The organism is Rhizobium herbae (assembly GCF_017873135.1).
Lineage (GTDB): Bacteria > Pseudomonadota > Alphaproteobacteria > Rhizobiales > Rhizobiaceae > Pararhizobium > Pararhizobium herbae.
The window spans coordinates 450,510-470,817 of sequence record NZ_JAGGJV010000005.1; the positions used below are offsets into that span (position 1 = coordinate 450,510).

Consider the following 20,308-nt stretch of genomic DNA (forward strand, 5'->3'; position numbering starts at 1 on the left):
TCATGAGCGCGATCGCTCTCGATCCCGGGCAGATGTCGGCGCGGCTGGACCTGGAAATGCGCAGCGATGTCGGCGACGGCCAGGGCGGTATCGTCCAGGGTTTTATAACCGTCGCATCGCTCTGGGCGCGGATCGAGCCTGTTGCCATGGCCGAGGAGGAGCGGGCGGATGAGGCGGTGTTCACCGTGACGCATCGCATCTGGATCCGCTTTCGCGCGGACCTGGAAGCCGGCATGCGGTTTCGCAAGGGTGGCCGGATCTTTACGGTTCGGGCTTTTTACGATCCGGACGAGACAAGGCGCTATGTCGTTTGCCGGTGCGTGGAGGAAGGGCGATGAGTGCTGCCAGCGCCTTGCAGAAGGCGATCTTTTCAACACTGTCCGGCGATGCGGCGCTGACGGCGATGGTCGGGGCCGACGGGATTCATGACCATGCGCAGACGCGATCGCACCGGCCCTGCATCTTCATCGCGGCTATCGAGAGCCTTGATGCATCAACCGCGAGCGAGGCGGGTGAGGAGCATCTGCTGACGCTGGAGGTCTTTGCCGGAGAGGGCGGCAACCGGCTGGCGCAGGGGATTGCAGCACGTGTGCGGGCTTTGCTGGATGACGCCGATCTCGAGCTTGATGGCTTTGTGCTGGTCAGCCTGTTTCACCGGCGCACCCGGATCGGGCGGGATGCCAAGGCCAAGGGGCATGTGGCGGACATGGTGTTTCGGGCGGTGACGGAGTAAAACTGCCTGCTGTTTTGCTGTCCGCTAGTCGATAGCGATGTATTTACAATGAATACACAGAAGCGTATTTTCTGATAGCTGGATCGGGCGGGAGCGACTGCATGACGACTGTCAGAAAAAACGAAATTGTCAATTTGCGCATGGACGCAAACACACGCGACGTCATTACCCGCGCAGCGAAAATTCGCGGGAAATCCCTGACGGCGTTTATGACTGAGGCAGCGTATCAGTCAGCGCAGAAAGATCTGCTCGAACAACAGTTTCTGGGCGTCGATGCCTCTGTGTTCGATGCGGTTGAAACTGTGTTATCGCAGCCAGGCCGGGTTCGCCCTGAACTTGTCGAGCTGTTCAAGACAGACCTCGACTGGGCTGACTGAGGCGGATGTTGAGAAAACCGGCGCTGCTGAGCAGCGATCATCGCATCGACGAATTCGATAGCGGTAAACCGATGTTGGACGGATTCTTGAAAGAGGTAGCGCTCTATAACCAGCAGCACGGATATACGCGAACATTCGTCATTGCTGATACGGATCAAAAGGTTGTCGGATATTATTCCCTCTGCGCCGGCATGATGAGCCGGGATCATATGCCGCGCCGGATGAAGGGGCATCCCTCTCCAAAGGAAATTCCTTTGGCTTTGCTGGCCCGGCTAGCCGTATCCCGGTCGCATCAGGGGCGGGGTATCGGTAAGGCTCTGCTGAAAAATGCCCTGTTGATGGTGGCATCGACATCACAATCGGTCGCGTTCCGGGCCGTCGTTGTGCATGCGATCGATGACGAGGCGGAGCGATTTTATCTGAAGCACGGATTTTGTGCCGCCAAGGGGCTGGAGCGGACATTGCTTTTGCCGATTCAGGATATCGAAGCGTCGCTCCCCGCAAGCACCTGAACAGGCCCGGAAACAGGCATTGACATCGACAGTCGTAACATTGGCGTCCCTTGGGGGCGCCTTTTTCGTTTCGGAAAGGACAGAAACATGGTGGCGCAGAAGGGCAAGGATCTTCTTTTGAAGATCGACAATGGCGGCTCCTACGTAACGGTGGCGGGGCTTCGCTCCAAGCGGCTGGCGTTCAACGCCGAGACGGTGGACGCGACCGATGCGGAATCGGCGGGGCGCTGGCGGGAGCTTCTGGGCGGGGCCGGCGTGCAGCGGGCCTCGGTCTCGGGCGCCGGCATCTTCAAGGACCAGAGTTCGGACGCGCTGGTGCGTTCAGCCTTCTTCAACGGATCGATCCTCAACTGGCAGATCGTCATTCCCGATTTCGGCACGCTGACCGGTGCCTTCCAGCTGACGGCGCTGGAATATTCCGGCCAGTACAATGGCGAGATCCTGTTCGAAACGGCACTGGAATCGGCCGGTGCCCTGACCTTTGCGGCGCTGTGACCATGGCGCGGCACAATGTGACCACAGGCCGGGCGAACCGGCATCGCGGCGAGGTGGAGGCGGTAATCTCCGGCGAGCGGCGCATTCTCTGCCTGACGCTCGGCAGTCTTGCCGAGCTGGAGACGGCCTTTGCGGCCGACAATCTGATGGAGTTGGCCGCCCGTTTTTCGACCGGGCGGCTGAAGGCGGAGGATATGATCCGCATCCTCAGCGCCGGCCTGCGCGGCGGCGGCAATCTGGTCTCCGACGAGGATGTCGCGGATATGAGCGTCGACGGCGGCATTGCCGGCCTGGCGCGGCTGACCGGCGAACTTTTGGCCGCGACCTTCGGCAGCGCGGAGGAAGGGTCAAACCCTTGAAGGCCGCAGCGGGCGACAGCGACGGTCTGCCGTCGCCGTTTCCCTGGGGACCGGCGATGCATGCCGGGCTTTGCCTGCTGCGGCTTCCAGCACGGGATTTCTGGGCGATGACGCCGCGCGAGATGCAGGCGGCGATAGGCGGGTTGCGGCCACGGAACGCCGTGCCGGACCGGACGGGGCTGGAGGCGCTGATGGGGGCGTTTCCGGATGGAGAGATAGGCAGTAGGCAGTAGGCAGTGGGAGTGCTGATCGATGCGGAATCGAAGGCCGCCATTGCCCCAGGAGGAGAGGCATCATGACCGACGAAACGGATTTTGCGGCGACTGCCGAGGAGGCGGGCGCTTTGAAAGAGGTGCTCGACGATCTGGAGCGGCGCTCGCGCTCGTTCGGCTCGGCTTTGACCGGGGCGCTGGCTTCGGCGACGCGCGGCGGCAAGGGGCTGGAGGATGTGTTGCGCAGCGCCGGTCTGCGGCTGACGGAGATCGCGCTTTCGGCGGGACTGAAGCCGCTGGAGGGGCTGCTCAGCTCGGCGATCTCGGGACTGGCCGGCAGCCTTGGCGGCGCGACGGCCTTTGCCGATGGCGGGGTGCCGGGCCGGGTCACGCCCTTTGCCGCCGGCGGCGTGGTTTCCGCGCCGACCTATTTTCCGATGGACGGGCAGACCGGCCTGATGGGCGAGGCGGGGTCGGAGGCGATCCTGCCGCTGAAGCGCGGGGCCGATGGCGTGCTGGGCGTCGCCTCATCCGGTGGTGGGGCGATGAACGTCGTCTTCAACGTGACGGCGCCGGATGCGCAGAGCTTTCGCAAATCGGAGGGGCAGATTGCGGCGATGCTGACGCGGACGGTGGGGCGTGGGCGGCGGGGGATGTGAGACTGGTGTACGCTCTTCTCTGCAACACCCCCACATTAGGATCAATGGACGCCTTGCCGTTTGGGATCATCAACCTCTAAGAATACAGACGCGGCCATTTCAGAGAATTTTTTTACGGCAAGCTCTCTCAAATCGTCATTGCCGTAGATTGGGTGTTCATAAGCCAGCATTACCAAGCTCAGAAAGAGCTTTCGATACGTCTCGTCGGGCGCGGCACTTTCCGCTTCACGAACGCATCGCGCCAATTCCGCACCTGACTGTCTCAACTTCATAAACCCTGCTGTTGCTTCACGTATGAATTTGCGAGCGCCTGGAGTGATGTGGATCAGTTTGGTGTTGACTTGTTCTGTTTTATCTGGATCCGAGGTCAACTGTTCCCCCATGTGTTTGTGTCGGATCATTGCACCCGTCAACGTTATTCATGTCACCTACCAAGCATGACGTGCGGCAAGTGTCGAGGCGGCCATCAGGCGAAGCGGCACTGCCATCCGACCCATCGCCTGCAGATCAAAGCCGCGCTGGGGCATTCTTTAAAATCGTCTATTTGAACCCCCTGAACACACCATCGCGATCTAGCGCAGCGGCAAATTCAGAGAAGTCCATGTTGGCGAGTGACACATTGTTCTCTACGCCCCAAAGATGCTCTGGTATTACTCTGAATTGCCCACCTGGTGGAATAGTATCCACACAGAGTAATGGCATTTCGGCGTTGTTCATCGTGCTGCTATCGGCAATGATTAGCAAAACGTGGTCGCTACTCGTATTCGCTGCTTCGGCGAGCGCAGCGGGATCGGCGTTGCTAAAGGAGCGATCATCCAGAACATACAGTTTTGCGCGAAAGCCATCTGTTGATGCAGCAGAGGCTGCATCAACAACACGCCGCCACGCTTCGTCATTCACGAAATCCGTCCTGATTAGCGGTGTGCGATCGTTCTGCGGGAATTTCATACTAGCCTCCAATCCTCGGGACCCAAATTTAAACCGGGGGAGTATAATGATGGCAAATCCGCATAGCGGCCCCACACCCCAAGACCTACTGTGCATTCGCAACCGTTCCCGCCGCGCTCTTGGCTTCCTCGATCAGTTCGTTGAGATCATAGCCGGTTCTTTCGATACTCCTTCCCAAAGGGTCTGTACCGATGACTTTATAAACACTCATCGACACCTCCTCGACTGTGAAGGTCCAATCCGGCAATTCGTCAAATGTCATGGCTGGTCTTCTTTTCAAAAAGCTTCAGGGGCTGCATCACACATCTACGCGAAGCTAAGGCAACAGAACAGCACTACCCTCATATCGCACGGCGTAACCGCCACCCCCGCGCCCGCAGAGAGGGAGAGGGGGCGATTGAGATTGCCGGAGCCCCTCGGGCGGAGGCATGGGCGACGGGGCCTGCCGTTCGCCCTGCTGCTCCGCTTGTGGGGTGCCCGACAGGCCGGATGAGGCGCCCCACTGCCGCCCTTGCAGCAATCCCTGAACACTCCCCGCCAACCGATTCCACACACACGGAAAAACATCATGTCAACAGGCTTCCACGAAGTCCGGTTTCCGCTGCGCCTTGCGCTTGGCACGAGCGGCGGGCCGGTCAGGCGGACGGATATTGTCAGCCTTTCGAACGGGCGGGAAAATCGCAACCGGCGCTGGCGCGATGCGCGGCGGCACTATGATGCGGGATCGGGGATCAAGTCGATCGGCGATCTCTATGCCGTGCTTGCCTTCTTCGAGGCGCGGGCAGGGCAGCTCTATGGGTTCCGGTTTCGCGATCCGCTGGATTTCAGGTCCTGCGCGCCGGGCGGGACTGTCGGTGCCAGCGATCAGGTGATCGGGACGGGGGATGGGGTGACGGCTGCGTTCCAGCTTGCCAAGACCTATGGCGATGCGGGCGGGGCGACTGTTCGCGAGATCGCCAAGCCGGTTGCCGGTACGGTGGTGGTTTCGGTCGCTGGCGTGGCCGTTGCACCGGCGGATTTTGTGCTGGATGCGGCGGCAGGGCGCGTGACCTTCGTGCCATCGAAAATTCCGGCAGGCGGCGCGGTGGTGCGGGCGGGTTACGAATTCGATGTGCCGGTGCGCTTCGATACCGACCGGATCGACGTCGATCTGGCGCAGTTTCAGGCCGGGCGCATTCCGTCCATTCCTCTGGTGGAGATCAAGCCATGAGAACGATTCCGGCAGCGCTGGCCGCGCATCTTGCAGGCGACGTCACGACGATGTGCCATTGCTGGCGGGTGACGCGGCGGGATGGGGTGGTGCTCGGCTTTACCGAGCATGACTATGATCTGCGGTTCGACGGGACGGATTTTTGGGCCGCCAGCGGTTTCCAGGCGGCCGATAGCGAGGCTGCGAGCGGGCTTTCCGTCGAGGCGGGGGAAGTGTCCGGCGGGTTTTCGAGCGCTGCGATCAGCGAGGCGGATGTGCTTGCCGGACGCTACGATGGCGCCAAGGTCGAGGTGTTCCAGGTCAACTGGCAGGCGACCGACGAGCGCATCCTGCTGCGGGTGCAGGAGATCGGCGATGTCGTGCGCGCGGGCGGGGCGTTTCGCGCCGAACTGCGGCGGCTGACGCACCGGCTGGAGCAGGTGCAGGGGCGGATTTACGGGCGGCGCTGCGACGCGGTGCTGGGAGACGGGCGGTGCAAGGTCAATCTGGGCAACCCGGCCTATCGCGGCAACGGTACGGTTGCTGCGGTTCTGGAGGAGACGCGGGTCATCGTCTCGGGGCTTGGTGACGCAGCGGCGGGGTTCTATCGATACGGCGTCTTCACGTTCACGAGTGGCGCAAATGCCGGGCATGTCTGCGATGTCGAGGATCACCGCAGGGAGGGCGCTGCGGTGACGCTGTCGCTCTGGCTGCCGCCGCCTTTGCCGCTGGCCGTGGGCGATGCGTTCACGGTGACCGCTGGCTGCGACAAGAGTTTTGGCTCTTGTGGTGAAAAGTTTTCCAACCGGCTGAATTTTCAGGGGTTTCCGCATATGCCTGGAACGGACTTTGCCTTCGGTTACGCCGATGGCGATACGGTGCATGACGGGCGGCCGCTGTATGAGTAAGGGTTGCGTGGAGAGCCGATTCGCTGGCTCTGAGGTTGCGGGCCCCCTCATCCGGCCCTGCGGGCCACCTTCTCCCCGCTGGGGAGAAGAGGGAGCGAGCCGGGCCGCCGAGCAGATTGTCGCGGCAGCGCAGGGCTGGATCGGCACGCCGTACCGGCATCAGGCGAGCCTGAAGGGTGTAGGCTGCGATTGCCTGGGGCTGGTGCGCGGCGTCTGGCGCGAAATCTATGGCACTGAACCGGAACTGCCGCCGGCCTATCAGCCGGACTGGGCGGAACGCAGCGGCGAGGACCGGCTGCGCGATGCGGCGCGGCGGCATTTCGGGGTGGAGTTGCCCGTGGCGGAGATGCGGCCGGGCGATCTGCTGCTGTTTTGCTGGCGGCCGGATTTGCCGGCCAAGCATGCTGGAATTCTGTGTGCCGGTGACCGGTTCATCCACGCCTATGAGCAGGCGGCGGTGATCTCGTCGGCGCTGGTGCCGTCCTGGCGACGCCGGATCGCCGGGGTCTTTCGCTTTCCTGAAAAGGTCTGACATCAATGGCAACCATTCTTCTGCAGGCGGCGGGCGCGGCCCTTGGCAGCGTTTTCGGCCCGGTCGGCGCGGCGCTCGGGCGCGCGGCGGGTGCGCTGGCGGGATCGGCCATCGACCGCGCCATCATCAACGGCAGCACGACGATATCGGGCGCGCGGCTTGGCGATGCGCGCATACCGGGGGCGGAGGACGGTACGGCGATCACGCGGGCCTATGGCACGGTCCGGATCGGCGGCACGCTGATCTGGGCGACGCGGTTCGAGGAAGAAGTGCGCGTCGAGCGGCAGGGTGGCAAGGCAAGCGGGCCGCGGGTGGAGACGTTTCGCTATTACGCCAATTTTGCGTTGGGGATCTGCGAGGGCGAGATCGCCGGCGTGCGGCGGGTCTGGGCGGACGGGCGCGAGGTCGACCTGACCGGGATCGAGATGCGGCTTTATCGCGGGACTGGCGATCAGCTGCCCGATCCGCTGATCGAGGCCAAGCAGGGGGCCGGAAAGACGCCGGCCTATCGCGGGCTGGCTTACGCGGTGTTCGAGCGCTTTCCGCTGGATGGCTATGGTAACCGCATTCCGGTGATCCAGTTCGAGGTGTTGCGGCCGCTGGGCCAGCTGGAAAAGGCGATCCGGGCGGTGACGATCATTCCGGGCTCGAGCGAGCACGGTTACGACCCGGCGGTGGTCCGGGAGGAGACCGGGGCGGGTGCGAGCCGGTTGATCAATCGCAATGTCTTTCACGCCGGCTCAGACTGGCAGGCTTCGATCGACGAGTTGCAGGCGCTTTGCCCCAATCTTGAGCGGGTGGCGCTGGTCGTTTCCTGGTTCGGAACGGATCTTCGCGCCGGTCATTGCCGGATCGTGCCGGGTGTCGAGACGGCAGTGCGCGACGGCGAAAGCCGGGCGTGGTCGGTGTCGGGCCTGTCGCGTAGCGAGGCGATGCTGGTCAGCCGCAACGGCGGCGGTCCGGCCTATGGCGGCACCCCGAGCGATGCGGGCGTGGTGGCGGCGATCGCCGATCTGAAGGCGCGCGGGCTGAAGGTCTATCTCTATCCGTTCGTGATGATGGACATCCCCGCCGGCAATACGCTGCCGAACCCCTATGGCGGGACGGGGCAGCCGGCCTATCCCTGGCGCGGGAGGATCACCGCGCATCCGGCGCCGGGATTGGCCGGGAGTGCCGACAGAACAGCGGCTGCCCGCACGCAAGTGGCGGCGTTTTGCGGGGCCGCTGATGCGGGGGATTTCGTCGTTTCCGGCACGGCGGTGGCGTCGACCGGGGCTGACGACGGCTATCGGCGGCTGGTGCTTCACTACGCACTATTGACGGCAGCAGCGGGCGGGGTCGATGGGTTCATCATCGGCTCCGAGTTGCGCGGGTTGACGCAGCTGCGCGACGGGGCGGGCGCATTTCCGTTTGTCGAGCAGCTGATCGGGCTTGCGGCCGATGTCAGGGCTATTCTCGGTGCGGGCACGAAGCTGACCTACGGGGCGGACTGGAGCGAATATTTCGGCTACCACCCGCCGGATGGGTCGGGCGAGGTGCACTACAATCTCGATCCGCTCTGGGCGTCGGCGGCGATCGATGCCGTGGGGATCGACAACTACATGCCGCTGTCGGACTGGCGCGACGGCGATCTTTCGCAGGGCAATCCGGACGGCTTCAGGCTGGCGGAGGACGCGGACGCGATGCGAGCGATGATTGCGGCCGGTGAGGGCTATGACTGGTATTATGCCAGCGAGGCCGATCGGCGCGATCGTATCCGCAGTCCGATTACCGATGGGTTGGCGGGAAAGCCTTGGGTCTATCGCTACAAGGATATCGCCAACTGGTGGGGACGGGCGCACCACAACAGGATTGGTGGCATCGAACAGGCGTTACCGACGGCCTGGGTTCCGGCGTCCAAGCCGATCTGGTTCACCGAGCTCGGCTGCCCGGCGATCGACAAGGGGGCGAACCAGCCGAATGTCTTCACCGATCCGAAATCGTCGGAGACGGCGGTTCCGTATTTCTCGAACGGCGCGCGCTGCGATGCCATGCAACGCCGGTTCCTGGAGGCGCAGCACGCATTCTGGCAGGGGCCGGACGCGCCGGCCTGCCTCGATCCCGACCATATGTTCGTCTGGACCTGGGATGCGCGGCCGGTGCCGGCCTTTCCGGAAAATACCGGCCTCTGGTCCGATGGAGCAAACTGGCAGACAGGGCATTGGCTAAACGGGCGGCTCGGCGCATCGACGGCCGCCGATGTGATTGCGGCAGTGCTTGCAGACCATGGATTCGACGCCGGCGATGCAAGCCTCGTCAGCGGCGATCTCTGCGGCTACGTGCAGTCGGAACAGGCGTCCGCGCGTGATGTGCTCGAGCCGCTGATGGCGGCGTTGCAGGTCGATGCGGTCGAGGACGGCGGCACGCTGCGGTTTCGCTCACGAATGAAACAGGCGTCGTCGCCTCAGATTGTCTCGGTGTTGGCGGACCTCGACGACCAGGCGCTGTTTGAAGAGGCGCGGGGGCATGACAGCGATTTCGGCAGCGAGGCCATTCTCGATCATGTCGATCCGCAAAACGCCTATGAACGGACCACAGCACGGTCGCGCCGGGTCTCGCCGGCCAATGACCGGGTCCTGCGGCTATCGGTGCCCGGTGGCCTGCATGATAGTGCGGCTGCGAGCGCCGTCGAGGATGCGCTGCGGGATCACCAGGTGTCGCGCAGGAGCATCCGGTTTTCGCTGTCTCCGGCGGAGCTTGCGTTCGAGCCGGGCGATGTGGTCGCCTTCGACCAAGGTCCCACAGGCAATTTCATCGTCAGCCGGATCGAGGATGGTGCGGTGCGCTCGGTCGAGGCACGGGCGTTCGTGCCATCAAGCGGCGGCGGGCCGGGCCGGCAATCGCGCTCGATCGATCCGCCGCGCACGCCGTCGGACGGGTTTTCGCCGATCGTGCACCTGATGGATCTGCCGCAATACGAGGCGGGCGAGGCAAGCACTTTTGCACGCGGCGCCGTGTTCGCGCGGCCCTGGCGCGCGGTGACGCTTTCGTCGTCGGCGACGGCGGAAGGCTATAAGGCGCGGGCGAGGCTCGACCAGCCAGCCCAGACGGGCGTTCTGGTGGAGGCACTCGACGCGGGTGTCACAGGCAGGTTCGATTCCTCGCGGGCAATCACCCTCGATCTGCATTTCGGCGGGTTGTCTTCGGCAGGCCGATTGTCGGTGCTGAACGGGCAGAACCGCATTGCCATCCTTGCCGGAAACGGTGCGTGGGAAATCATCGGGTTCCGGGTCGCGGAGGAAATCGCAGCCGGGCGCTGGCGGCTTTCGAAGCTTTTGCGCGGGCTTCATGGCACGACGGACGCGATGTTCGCGGGCGCTGCGGCGGGAGCGGCCGCTGTCGTGCTCAACGCGGCCGTCAAGCCGCTGGGCCTGAGTGCCGACGAGGCGGGGCGTGAGATCAACTGGATCGCGGAAGCGGGAGGGCAGCAGGCAAATCCCACTGGGCCTTTCGCCTTTACCGGCGGCTTGAGGGCGGAAACGCCGGTTGCGCCGGTGCATCTGCGCGCCCGCCGCGAGACCGGCGGCATCCGCATTACCTGGACCCGCTGTGCCCGCCGTGACGCGGATCACTGGCTTGACGGCGACATCGCACTCGACGAGGCGCAGGAGCGGTATCGCGTCGACATTTTCGACGGGGCGGCCGTGAAGCGATCCGTCGATGTGTCCGAGCCGACTTTCGACTATCCGGCCGCCCTGGAGATCGAGGACTTCGGTGTGCCGCAGGCGGCCGTGTCGGTTCGCGTGCGGCAACGAGGCCAGAAGGTTGCCTTCGGCGTGCCGGCGCAAGCGTTGCTCGACCTGTAAGAATTCTCCCGGACACTTTCACCCGGATACTTTCAAAGGAGCGTCAAATGAACGATTTGAAGAACTGGTATATGTCCAAGACCGTCTGGGGCGGCGTGGTTGCAATCCTGGCGTCGTGTGGCAATCTTCTCGGACTGGACATCGCGCCCGAAGACCAAAGCGGGCTTGTGGACGGGCTGACCGCCCTTGCCGCGGCGGCGGGCGGACTTGTCGCCATCTGGGGCCGGATTTCGGCGCGCACGCGATTGCGCTAGGATATTGTTCAAGACCGTGCAAAACGCGGTGTTTTCAGGACATTCATTTGCCATTCAGACTGTATCGTTTATTGAATTTGCAACGATGCCTCCCAAGCCATCAATAGTGTTTTCAAGCCGAAAGTGCGTACATGTCCTCACCCTTGATCATAGCAACGCTTGCAGCGGGTCTCTCCGGATTCGCGCCGCCGGCGATTGATGTGCCATCGATGGTTGTCGAGGTGGACGGCGATTGTGGTCAGGCGGCCGCCGAGGTCGTGGCCAAGACCGGTGGCGAACTCCTCTCCGCGCAACCGACCAACGACGGCCAATGCGTCGTCACCGTGCTGATCCCCGGCAATGGCGGCCGCCCGAAAAAGGTGACGATGCGGGTGCCGATGTAACGGAGCCGCCGGATGCGTGCCTTGAAACGTTCTCGAACCGTGTGAAATAAGGTAAGCAGTAAATCTCGTTTTGCAGCGCGACGGAAAATCCGAAGGGATGCCCGGCGCGGAAGGGAAGAAAGTCTGTTCATGCGCATCCTGGTGGTCGAAGACGACGTCAACCTCAACCGTCAACTGACGGACACCCTGAAGGAAGCGGGATATGTCGTCGACCAGGCCTTCGACGGCGAGGAAGGCCACTACCTCGGCGAAGGCGAACCCTATGACGCCGTGATCCTCGATATAGGCCTGCCGGAGATGGACGGCATTACCGTGCTGGAAAAATGGCGCGGCGCCGGCAAGGCGATGCCGGTGCTGATCCTCACCGCCCGCGACCGGTGGAGCGACAAGGTCGCAGGCATCGATGCCGGTGCGGACGACTACGTCACCAAGCCGTTCCATGTCGAAGAAGTGCTGGCGCGCATCCGCGCGCTGATCCGGCGCGCTGCCGGACATGCCAGTTCCGAGATCGTCTGCGGCCCGGTGCGGCTGGACACCAAGGGGTCCAAGGCACTGGTCAACGGGATCGCGCTGAAGCTGACCTCGCACGAGTTCCGGTTGCTGTCTTATCTGATGCATCACATGGGGCAGGTGGTCTCGCGCACGGAACTGGTCGAGCATATGTACGATCAGGATTTCGACCGCGATTCCAACACGATCGAGGTTTTCGTCGGCAGGCTTCGCAAGAAGATCGGCAATGACCTGATCGAAACCGTGCGCGGCCTTGGCTATCGCATGCAGGCGCCGGGCATGGTCAACAAGGACGCTAAAACCTGAGCGGGCTCGAGATGATCAAGTTGAGAGCTCAGCCGTTTACGCACAAAGGTCGCGCGCCCGTCGTCTTGTGCTGTCATTTGCTTCGGCATTGCCGATGATGCTGCGCCCGCAATCGCTCACCGCGCGCGTTCTGCTGGTCTCCACCATCTGGGCGGTGGCGGCGCTGGTTGTGATCGGCGTGGTGATCTCGGCGCTTTATCGCCAGGGATCGGAGCGCGGTTTTCAGGATCTTTTGCGGGCGCAGCTCTACAACGTCATCAATTCGATCGTCGTCAACGACAAGTCGGTGCTGGCCGGCAGCCCGCAACTGGGTGATCTGCGCTTTTCCCAGCCGCAGACGGGCTGGTACTGGATCGTCGAGCCGATCGGCGAATTCAACACGCCGCCGCTGCTTTCGACCTCGCTCGGTTCCGGAAAGCTGCCGATCGCCAGCGTCGACGAAGTTCCCTTCGATATTCGCTACGAGCGTTTCTATACCACCATCGATTCCTTCAACAACGAGGTCGAGGTAGCCGAGACGGAAGTGGTGCTCGATATTCAGGGACATACGGCCCGGTTCCGCGTCGCCGGCAATCGCGACGTGCTGGAAGCCGACATCGACGATTTCAACCGCAACCTCTACCTCGCTCTGGCGATCTTCGGTTTCGGCGGCCTGGGCATGAATGCGCTGGCCATTCTCTTTGGTCTCCGGCCGCTCGACCAGGCGCGGCGGTCGCTGGAAAAGATCCGCGGTGGCGAAAGCGAACGGCTGGACGGCGAATTTCCGCGCGAAATCCAGCCTTTGGCAAGCGAGGTCAACGCGCTGATTGACAGCAACCGCCGTATTATCGAGCGCGCCCGCATGCAGGTCGGCAATCTCGCCCATTCCTTGAAGACGCCGCTTGCCGTGCTGATCAACGAGGCAAGGATACTCGAGGCGCCGCATGGCGACCTCGTCAAGGCGCAGGCGGACGCGATGCAGATGCAGGTGCAGTCCTATCTCAACCGGGCACGGATCGCCGCGCAGCGCGAGTCCGTGCTGGCGCGCACCGAGGTGGAGCCTGTTCTGGAACGGCTGGTCCGGGTGATGCGCCGGTTGCATCCGGAAAAGACCTTCCTGCTGACGGTATCGCCGCCCGGTTTGATCCTGGCGATGGAGCAGCAGGATGTCGAGGAAACGGTCGGCAATCTGCTGGACAACGCCGCGCGCTACGCCACACACGAGGTTCGCCTGACGGCACAGATCGCGCCCGAGGGCGTCCAGGGGAAAGACCCGGGACGGCGGAGCTGGATCGCCATAGACGTGGATGATGATGGTCCCGGCCTGGAACCGGACCAGATCGCCGTTGCAATCAAGCGAGGCAAGCGGCTGGACGAAAGCAAACCCGGGACCGGATTGGGACTTTCGATCGTCAGCGAGATTGCAGGCGAATATCAGGGCACTCTGGGGCTTTCACGCGGCGACCGTGGCGGGCTGAAGGCGCTGATCGTGCTGCCAGCTGTTTCATGATGGGACGCGTTTCGCGCCGTTGCGTGACTTTTTTGACAGGTTCGCAGGCAAAATTCCGCAATGCGACGGCTTTAACCTCTCCGATGTTGCCTGCTCAACCGTGGAATGTAAAAAGATAATCAGCCATGGAATCGGCCTGAGGCCTCCCATGAACTGACGATGCAACGGAAATCGCGAGAGCTGCCCGATACGATGAAGAACAAGGCCCGTTTCCCGACCATTTTTTCCGCTTCTCCGGCTGCCTGCCTGATTGCCTCGTCGCTGCTTCTCGCCGGCTGCGGCACCACGGCGCGTGACGCAGGTAAAATCGGCGGCACCGTCACGTCGAATAGCTCGGCCTCCTATATCGCAGCGCTTGGCGGTGGGGTTATCGGTCGTCAGGCAGGGCTTTCGATCAGCAAGGCCGACCGCCAGCGGGCGCTGGAGGCCGAATATCGCGCACTGGAAGCCGCTCGCGGCGGGCAGCCGGTGGTCTGGCAGGGATCCGGTATCAGCGGCTCCGTCGTCGCTGCGGCACCCTATCAGGTCGGTTCGCAGAACTGCCGCCAGTACAGCCATACCGTGACGGTCAAGGGGCAGGACAGTGTTGCGCGCGGCGCTGCCTGCCGGAATGCCGATGGCACCTGGACGCCACTCAGCTGACGTTACCAGCGTACTCTTGCGGCGAAACGCCTCAAATTTCCGTCATTTCCGGTTTTCCGATTGGAATGGCGTGCTGCGCATAGTAATTGAGCGCTCATGCTGTTCTGGATCCTAGTTGCCACCCTGACGGCGGCCGTCGCCGCTGTTCTACTGCTTCCGCTGCTGCGCGCCGCCGCCGGCGCCGAGGCTCCCCAATCCCATGACGTCGAAGTCTATCGCGACCAGCTCGAAGAGCTAAAGCGCGACGAGAGAAACGGCCTGATTTCCGGCGAGGACGCCGGTTTTGCGCGCGCCGAGGTGGCCCGTCGCCTGCTGGTCGCGACCGACGCCGTGAATGCGGCCGGACCTGTTCAGCCGGCACGGCGATCCAATCGTCTGGCGCAGCTCGCCATCATCCTCATCCTGCCTGCCGTTGGCCTCTGTCTTTATTTGCGGACAGGCAATCCGGATGTGCCGGATGCGCCGCTTGCCGCGCGTCTGGCAAACCCCGGCAACGACATGAATATCCTGATCGCGCGGGCCGAACAGCAGCTCGTTGCCAATCCGGACGATGGCGCCGGATGGGACGTGCTGGCACCGATCTACTATCGCAGCGGCCGTGTCGAGGACGCGGCGGCGGCATTCCGCAACGCGCTACGGATTCTCGGGGCCACGCCGGCACGGCTCGGCGGCTATGCCGAAAGCCTGATCGCGCTGTCCGGCGGACTGGTGACGACCGAGGCGCAGGACGCTTTGCAGAAATCTCTGGCGATCGAGCCCAACGATCCGCGCGCTCAGTTCTATCTTGCTCTGGCCTTGAAGCAGGAAGGCAAGGCGCCGGAAGCGCTGGCGGCGTTCCAGCAGATCGCCAGGACGTCGCCCGCCGGGGCACCCTGGCTGCCGCTGGTCAATGAACATATCGCCGGTCTCAAGCACGATGGCGCAGCTCCGGCGGGCGCTCAGGCCAGAGCCAAATTGGGCAACCCGACCGGCGAGGACGTCGCTGCGGCTGAGGATATGAGCGCCGGTGATCGCACGGCGATGATCGAGGGCATGGTCGGCAGCCTCGCCGAAAAACTGAAAGCGGATCCGAAGAATTTCGAAGGATGGATGCGCATCATCCGTTCCTATTCGGTACTCGGTCAGAAGGACAAGGCAACGGACGCCCTGAAACAGGGGCTGGCCGCCTTTCCGGCTGATGGCGATGAGGGTAAACAATTGCTGGTGCTGGCAGGCGAACTCGGGCTGAAGGCCGATGGAGGCGTGAAGTGACCCGCAAGCAGAAGCGTCTGGCGATCATTGGCGGCGGGGTGACTTTCATCGTTGCCGCGGTGCTGCTGGTGATGTTTGCCTTCAGCCAGGCAATCGCCTATTTCTATGTTCCCGGCGATCTTGCCAAGGCGCATCTGGCGCCGGGCACGCGCATCCGGCTGGGCGGCCTGGTCGAGAACGGCTCGCTCAAGCGCGGCGACGGCATGACCATCACCTTCAGCGTCACCGATACGCTGGACCGCGTGCCGGTCACCTATACGGGAATTCTGCCGGACCTCTTTCGCGAGGGGCAGGGCGTCGTCGCCGAGGGCAGTTTCAAGGATGGCAGCCCGGTTTTCGTGGCGGACACCGTGCTTGCCAAGCATGACGAGACCTATATGCCGAAGGACGTAGCGGACCGGCTGAAGGCGCAGGGCGTTTCTCTCGGCGGCAAGGAAAACATTCAATGATCATCGAGCTTGGCCATTATGCACTGGTTCTGGCGCTTGGCGTATCCCTGCTGCAGGCAGTGCTGCCGATCATCGGCGCGCTGCGCGGCGACCGGGCCTTGATGGAGATCGGCACGGTCGCGGCCAAGGCGACGTTCCTGCTCGTTGCCATTTCCTTCGGCGTCCTCACCTACGCCCATGTGACATCCGACTTTTCCGTTCAGAATGTCTGGGAGAATTCGCATTCGCAGATCCCGTTGATCTACAAGTTCTCGGGCGTCTGGGGCAATCACGAAGGCTCGATGCTGCTCTGGGTGCTGATCCTGACCTTCTTTTCGGCGCTCGTCGCTCTGTTCGGGGACAATCTGCCGGAGACGCTGAAGGCCAATGTACTCGCCGTCCAGGCCTGGATCGCGGCGGCCTTCTCGCTGTTCATTCTCTTGACCTCCAACCCCTTCAACAGACTGTTGGACGCACCGGGCGAGGGGCAGGACCTCAATCCGGTGCTGCAGGACATCGGTCTCGCCATCCATCCGCCGCTGCTCTATCTCGGCTATGTCGGCTTTTCCGTCTGCTTCTCCTTTGCCATAGCAGCGCTGATCGAGGGACGGCTCGACGCGGCGTGGGCGCGCTGGGTGCGGCCGTGGACGCTGGCAGCCTGGACTTGCCTGACGGCCGGCATCGCGATGGGATCCTACTGGGCGTACTATGAACTCGGCTGGGGCGGCTGGTGGTTCTGGGATCCGGTCGAGAATGCCTCCTTCATTCCGTGGCTTGCCGGCACGGCGCTGCTGCATTCGGCGCTGGTGATGGAAAAGCGCGAGGCGCTGAAGATCTGGACCGTGCTTCTGGCGATCATGACCTTTTCGATGTCGCTGCTCGGGACGTTCCTCGTCCGCTCCGGCGTGCTGACCTCGGTTCATGCCTTTGCCACCGATCCGACGCGCGGCGTCTTCATTCTGATGATCCTCATCCTCTTCATCGGTGGCGCACTGTCGCTGTTTGCCTTCCGCGCCGCGCGATTGAAGGCGGGAGGACTGTTCGCGCCGATTTCGCGTGAGGGCGCGCTGGTCTTCAACAACCTGATCCTGACGACGGCTGCTGCCACCGTTTTGACCGGCACGCTCTATCCGCTGGCGCTGGAAGCAGTGACCGGTTCGAAAATTTCGGTCGGCCCCCCCTTCTTCAACATGACCTTCGGATTGCTGATGCTGCCGCTGTTGCTGGCCGTGCCATTCGGCCCGCTGCTCGCATGGAAGCGGGGCGATCTGCTCGGCGTGGGGCAACGGCTGTTTGCAGCCGTGGCAATCGGGCTGGTTGTCGGCAGTGCGATCTACTACGCGCAGAATGGCGGGCCGATCATGGCGCTGTTCGGCATTGCGCTCGGGGCCTACATGATCGCCGGCTCTCTCACGGAATTGTATCTGCGCTCCGGGCTTGGCAAGGTGACGGGCGCCGTAGCGCTCCGCCGCTTGTCCGGGCTGCCGCGTTCGGTGTTCGGGACGGCGCTGGCGCATATCGGGCTCGGCATCACGCTGATCGGCATCGTCGCGGTAACCGCGTTCGAGACCGAGCATATCGTCGAGATGAAACCGGGTATGACCACGGATGCGGGTGGATACACTCTGCGCTTCGATGGACTGCGCAACGGCAATGGGCCGAACTACAGCGAGGAATCTGGGCATTTCACGATCAGCCGGGCCGGCGTGGCGGTTGCCGATGTCTGGTCATCGAAGCGGTTTTACACGGCGCGGCGCATGCCGACCACCGAAGCGGGTATCCGGACGTTCGGCACGAGCCAGCTCTATGTGTCGCTGGGCGACGGCATGGCCGACGGTGGTGTCGTCGTGCGGATCTGGTGGAAGCCGATGATCCTCTGCATCTGGGGCGGGGCGCTGTTCATGATGGCCGGCGGTGCCGTTTCGCTGAGCGACAGGCGCCTGAGGATCGGGGCTCCTGCGCGGGCCAGGAAAAAGAAACCGTTGCTGGAGCCTGCGGAATGATCCGCCGGCTGATCTTCGTTGTTCTCATGCTGCTTTCGGCATCGCCGGTTTTTGCCGTCAATCCGGATGAAGTCCTGGCTGATCCAGTGCTGGAGGCGCGGGCGCGGGCGCTGTCCGCGCAACTGCGCTGCATGGTCTGCCAGAACCAGTCGATCGACGATTCCAATGCCGAGCTTGCCAAGGATCTGCGCTTGCTGGTGCGCGAGCGGATCACCGATGGCGATAGCGACGAGGCGGTGATTTCCTATGTCGTTTCGCGCTATGGCGAGTTCGTGCTGCTCAATCCCCGTTTCGAGACGAAGACGCTGATCCTGTGGGGCGCACCGATCGTGCTGCTTCTCGCCGGCGGAGCCGCCATGGCGATTGCGGCGCGGCGCCGGACGGGCAAGGCGACGGGCACAGCACTTTCCGTCGAGGAGCAGGCGCGGCTGGATGCGGTATTGAAGGATTGATTTCTTTCCGTTTTCTGGACTCGTCAGCATTTGCGGTGTCTCGGCATCGTATACAGGCGGCGTAGCGGCGTGGTTCTTTCTCCAACATTACCAAAAGTTCATGTTGCGGACACAAGTCAGTAAGGTGCGTTCGACTATTCCTTTCTCATCGGCTGTTCCTCCAGTCAGCCAATGGACATGAAGAGAAAAGGCAAATCGGATGTTTAAGACAAACGCACTGCGTCCCTCCCTCAAGACTGTTTTGAAAGCATCGACCGTCGCAGGCCTCGCGGTCGTCATGCTGTCGACCGGCATCCCCGCCAGCGTCACCCATTCCTTTGCCGCTGCCGTCAAGATCGAGGCACCGCAGGTTCCAAGCTTTGCCAATGTGGTCGATGCTGTTTCGCCGGCCGTCGTTTCCGTCCGCGTCCAATCCCGCGCCAACCCCGTTTCCGACGATGCCAGCAACGGCTTCAGCTTCGATTTCGGCGGCCGTGGCCTTGACGAGCTTCCTGATGATCATCCGCTGAAGCGCTTCTTCAAGGAGTTCGGTGGCCCGAACGGCGGCCCGCACGGCGACAAGCGCGCCGAGCGCGGTCATGGACCGCGTGATGGCAAGCCGGGTCGCTTGCGCCCGACATCACAGGGCTCGGGCTTTTTCATCTCCGAGGACGGTTATCTCGTCACAAACAATCACGTCGTTTCCGATGGTTCCGCTTTCACGGTCATTCTGAACGACGGTACAGAACTCGATGCCAAGCTGATCGGCAAGGACAGCCGCACCGATCTGGCCGTTTTGAAGGTCGATGACAAACGCAAGTTCACCTATGTAAGCTTTGCCGATGACAGCAAGGTTCGTGTCGGCGACTGGGTGGTTGCCGTCGGCAATCCGTTCGGCCTCGGCGGCACGGTGACCTCCGGCATCGTTTCGGCTCGTGGCCGCGATATCGGTTCCGGCCCCTATGACGATTACCTGCAGGTCGATGCGGCCGTGAACCGCGGCAATTCCGGCGGTCCGACGTTCAACCTCAATGGCGAAGTGGTCGGCATCAACACGGCGATCTTCTCGCCCTCCGGTGGAAATGTCGGCATCGCCTTTGCCATTCCGGCATCCGTCGCCAAGGACGTCGTGGCCGACCTGATGAAGGACGGCGAGGTGTCACGCGGCTGGCTGGGCGTACAGATCCAGCCGGTCGACAAGGATGTGGCCGAATCGCTCGGCCTTGCCGAAGCAAGCGGCGCGCTCGTCATCGAACCGCAGCCCGGTTCTCCGGGTGAAAAAGCGGGTATCAAGAAGGGTGATGTGATTACGGCCGTCGACGGCGACACCATCAAGGGGCCGCGTGAACTGGCGCGCAAGATCGGCGCAATGCGCCCCGGCACGAGCGTCGATGTCGCCCTTTGGCGGGATGGCAAGGCCGAGAGCGTCAAGCTGGAAGTCGGAACCCTTCCTGCAGAAACCAAGGATGCTTCAGCCGGTGCCGACCAGCAGCAGCAGGAAGAAGAGCAGCCTTCGAGCGAGAAGGCACTGGCCGATCTCGGCGTGACCGTGACACCATCGGACGACGGCAATGGCGTGATGATCTCTTCGGTCGATGCAGACTCCGACGCCAGTGATCGTGGGCTGAAGGAAGGCCAGAAGATCGTTTCGGTCAACAATCAGCAGGTCAAGTCTGCCGATGACATCCTTAAGGTGATCGAGGCTGCCAAGAAGGACGGGCGCACCAAGGCCCTGTTCCAGATCGAGGCCGACAATGCCAGCCGCTTCGTGGCGCTGCCGATCAACCAGGGCTGAAGCGGTTCCACTGAATAACCGGGCGCCGCGGACCTTCCCCAGGGTTT

The 20,308-nt window shown here is 62.9% G+C and carries 25 protein-coding genes; 22 read left to right on the top strand and 3 right to left on the bottom strand.

Going from position 1 to position 20,308, the window contains the following annotated elements; genetic code table 11:
• Positions 1 to 2 precede the first annotated feature (2 nt).
• From J2Z75_RS16335 to J2Z75_RS16370, 8 genes are all read left to right on the top strand, one after another.
• Positions 3 to 338 (top strand): phage head closure protein, encoded by a 336-nt coding sequence (locus tag J2Z75_RS16335; RefSeq protein WP_209853809.1) that lies wholly within the window; start codon positions 3 to 5, stop codon positions 336 to 338.
• Positions 335 to 733 (top strand): DUF3168 domain-containing protein, encoded by a 399-nt coding sequence (locus J2Z75_RS16340; protein WP_209853810.1) that lies wholly within the window; start codon positions 335 to 337, stop codon positions 731 to 733. The genes J2Z75_RS16335 and J2Z75_RS16340 overlap by 4 nt, the downstream gene beginning before the upstream one ends.
• A gap of 101 nt (positions 734 to 834) precedes the next feature.
• Complete coding sequence (locus tag J2Z75_RS16345) at positions 835 to 1,110, top strand: type II toxin-antitoxin system TacA family antitoxin (RefSeq protein WP_209853811.1); 276 nt, start codon at positions 835 to 837, stop codon at positions 1,108 to 1,110.
• Between the two features lie 5 nt (positions 1,111 to 1,115).
• Positions 1,116 to 1,622 (top strand): GNAT family N-acetyltransferase, encoded by a 507-nt coding sequence (locus J2Z75_RS16350; protein WP_209853812.1) that lies wholly within the window; start codon positions 1,116 to 1,118, stop codon positions 1,620 to 1,622.
• A gap of 87 nt (positions 1,623 to 1,709) precedes the next feature.
• A complete protein-coding gene (locus J2Z75_RS16355) occupies positions 1,710 to 2,117 on the top strand; it encodes a phage major tail protein, TP901-1 family (protein WP_209853813.1) in 408 nt (135 codons plus the stop codon).
• Between the two features lie 2 nt (positions 2,118 to 2,119).
• Positions 2,120 to 2,476 (top strand): gene transfer agent family protein, encoded by a 357-nt coding sequence (locus J2Z75_RS16360; protein ID WP_209853814.1) that lies wholly within the window; start codon positions 2,120 to 2,122, stop codon positions 2,474 to 2,476.
• A complete protein-coding gene (locus J2Z75_RS16365) occupies positions 2,473 to 2,709 on the top strand; it encodes a rcc01693 family protein (protein WP_209853815.1) in 237 nt (78 codons plus the stop codon). Before J2Z75_RS16360 ends, J2Z75_RS16365 begins: the two co-directional genes overlap by 4 nt.
• A gap of 62 nt (positions 2,710 to 2,771) precedes the next feature.
• On the top strand, positions 2,772 to 3,347 hold the full coding sequence (locus tag J2Z75_RS16370) for a phage tail tape measure protein (protein ID WP_209853816.1): 576 nt from the start codon (positions 2,772 to 2,774) through the stop codon (positions 3,345 to 3,347).
• A gap of 41 nt (positions 3,348 to 3,388) precedes the next feature.
• On the opposite strand, the gene J2Z75_RS16375 is transcribed toward J2Z75_RS16370, so the two are convergent.
• From J2Z75_RS16375 to J2Z75_RS29525, 3 genes are all read right to left on the bottom strand, one after another.
• Positions 3,389 to 3,718 carry a hypothetical protein gene (locus J2Z75_RS16375; protein WP_209853817.1) on the bottom strand — a complete coding sequence of 110 codons (330 nt, stop codon included), beginning with the start codon at positions 3,716 to 3,718 and terminating at the stop codon, positions 3,389 to 3,391.
• Between the two features lie 169 nt (positions 3,719 to 3,887).
• Positions 3,888 to 4,295: a DUF6924 domain-containing protein gene (locus tag J2Z75_RS16380; RefSeq protein WP_209853818.1), complete on the bottom strand. Its 408-nt coding sequence runs from the start codon at positions 4,293 to 4,295 to the stop codon at positions 3,888 to 3,890.
• 85 nt (positions 4,296 to 4,380) lie between these two features.
• Positions 4,381 to 4,506 (bottom strand): hypothetical protein, encoded by a 126-nt coding sequence (locus tag J2Z75_RS29525; protein WP_268842080.1) that lies wholly within the window; start codon positions 4,504 to 4,506, stop codon positions 4,381 to 4,383.
• Positions 4,507 to 4,863: 357 nt separating this feature from the next.
• Here J2Z75_RS29525 and J2Z75_RS16385 point away from each other — a divergent pair, with 357 nt between their 5' ends.
• The 14 genes from J2Z75_RS16385 to J2Z75_RS16450 all read left to right on the top strand — a co-directional run bounded on the left by J2Z75_RS16385 (position 4,864) and on the right by J2Z75_RS16450 (position 20,261).
• Positions 4,864 to 5,505, top strand: coding sequence for a DUF2460 domain-containing protein (locus J2Z75_RS16385; protein WP_209853819.1), 642 nt, complete (start codon positions 4,864 to 4,866; stop codon positions 5,503 to 5,505).
• Positions 5,502 to 6,392 carry a DUF2163 domain-containing protein gene (locus J2Z75_RS16390; protein ID WP_209853820.1) on the top strand — a complete coding sequence of 297 codons (891 nt, stop codon included), beginning with the start codon at positions 5,502 to 5,504 and terminating at the stop codon, positions 6,390 to 6,392. The genes J2Z75_RS16385 and J2Z75_RS16390 overlap by 4 nt, the downstream gene beginning before the upstream one ends.
• Positions 6,393 to 6,507: 115 nt before the next feature.
• A complete protein-coding gene (locus tag J2Z75_RS16395; RefSeq protein WP_327791263.1) occupies positions 6,508 to 6,924 on the top strand; it encodes an NlpC/P60 family protein in 417 nt (138 codons plus the stop codon).
• A gap of 5 nt (positions 6,925 to 6,929) precedes the next feature.
• Complete coding sequence (locus tag J2Z75_RS16400) at positions 6,930 to 10,769, top strand: baseplate multidomain protein megatron (RefSeq protein WP_209853822.1); 3,840 nt, start codon at positions 6,930 to 6,932, stop codon at positions 10,767 to 10,769.
• A gap of 47 nt (positions 10,770 to 10,816) precedes the next feature.
• On the top strand, positions 10,817 to 11,023 hold the full coding sequence (locus J2Z75_RS16405; protein ID WP_209853823.1) for a hypothetical protein: 207 nt from the start codon (positions 10,817 to 10,819) through the stop codon (positions 11,021 to 11,023).
• A 131-nt stretch (positions 11,024 to 11,154) separates the two neighbouring features.
• On the top strand, positions 11,155 to 11,406 hold the full coding sequence (locus J2Z75_RS16410) for a hypothetical protein (RefSeq protein WP_209853824.1): 252 nt from the start codon (positions 11,155 to 11,157) through the stop codon (positions 11,404 to 11,406).
• A gap of 129 nt (positions 11,407 to 11,535) precedes the next feature.
• Positions 11,536 to 12,222, top strand: a complete 687-nt coding sequence (locus tag J2Z75_RS16415) for a response regulator transcription factor (protein ID WP_209853825.1) — start codon at positions 11,536 to 11,538, stop codon at positions 12,220 to 12,222.
• A gap of 100 nt (positions 12,223 to 12,322) precedes the next feature.
• Positions 12,323 to 13,711, top strand: a complete 1,389-nt coding sequence (locus tag J2Z75_RS16420; RefSeq protein ID WP_209853894.1) for a sensor histidine kinase — start codon at positions 12,323 to 12,325, stop codon at positions 13,709 to 13,711.
• A 192-nt stretch (positions 13,712 to 13,903) separates the two neighbouring features.
• Positions 13,904 to 14,353, top strand: a complete 450-nt coding sequence (locus J2Z75_RS16425; protein ID WP_209853895.1) for a hypothetical protein — start codon at positions 13,904 to 13,906, stop codon at positions 14,351 to 14,353.
• A 96-nt stretch (positions 14,354 to 14,449) separates the two neighbouring features.
• Entirely contained in the window at positions 14,450 to 15,604 is a 1,155-nt protein-coding gene (gene ccmI / locus J2Z75_RS16430) for a c-type cytochrome biogenesis protein CcmI (protein ID WP_209853826.1), read from the top strand.
• A complete protein-coding gene (ccmE, locus tag J2Z75_RS16435) occupies positions 15,601 to 16,053 on the top strand; it encodes a cytochrome c maturation protein CcmE (RefSeq protein ID WP_209853827.1) in 453 nt (150 codons plus the stop codon). Before ccmI ends, ccmE begins: the two co-directional genes overlap by 4 nt.
• The gene (locus tag J2Z75_RS16440; protein WP_209853828.1) at positions 16,050 to 18,035 is read left to right on the top strand and encodes a heme lyase CcmF/NrfE family subunit; all 1,986 of its coding nucleotides are present in this window, start codon (positions 16,050 to 16,052) and stop codon (positions 18,033 to 18,035) included. Before ccmE ends, J2Z75_RS16440 begins: the two co-directional genes overlap by 4 nt.
• The gene (locus tag J2Z75_RS16445; RefSeq protein ID WP_209853829.1) at positions 18,032 to 18,487 is read left to right on the top strand and encodes a cytochrome c-type biogenesis protein; all 456 of its coding nucleotides are present in this window, start codon (positions 18,032 to 18,034) and stop codon (positions 18,485 to 18,487) included. The genes J2Z75_RS16440 and J2Z75_RS16445 overlap by 4 nt, the downstream gene beginning before the upstream one ends.
• 199 nt (positions 18,488 to 18,686) lie before the next feature.
• Positions 18,687 to 20,261 (top strand): Do family serine endopeptidase, encoded by a 1,575-nt coding sequence (locus J2Z75_RS16450; protein WP_209853830.1) that lies wholly within the window; start codon positions 18,687 to 18,689, stop codon positions 20,259 to 20,261.
• Positions 20,262 to 20,308 lie beyond the last annotated feature (47 nt).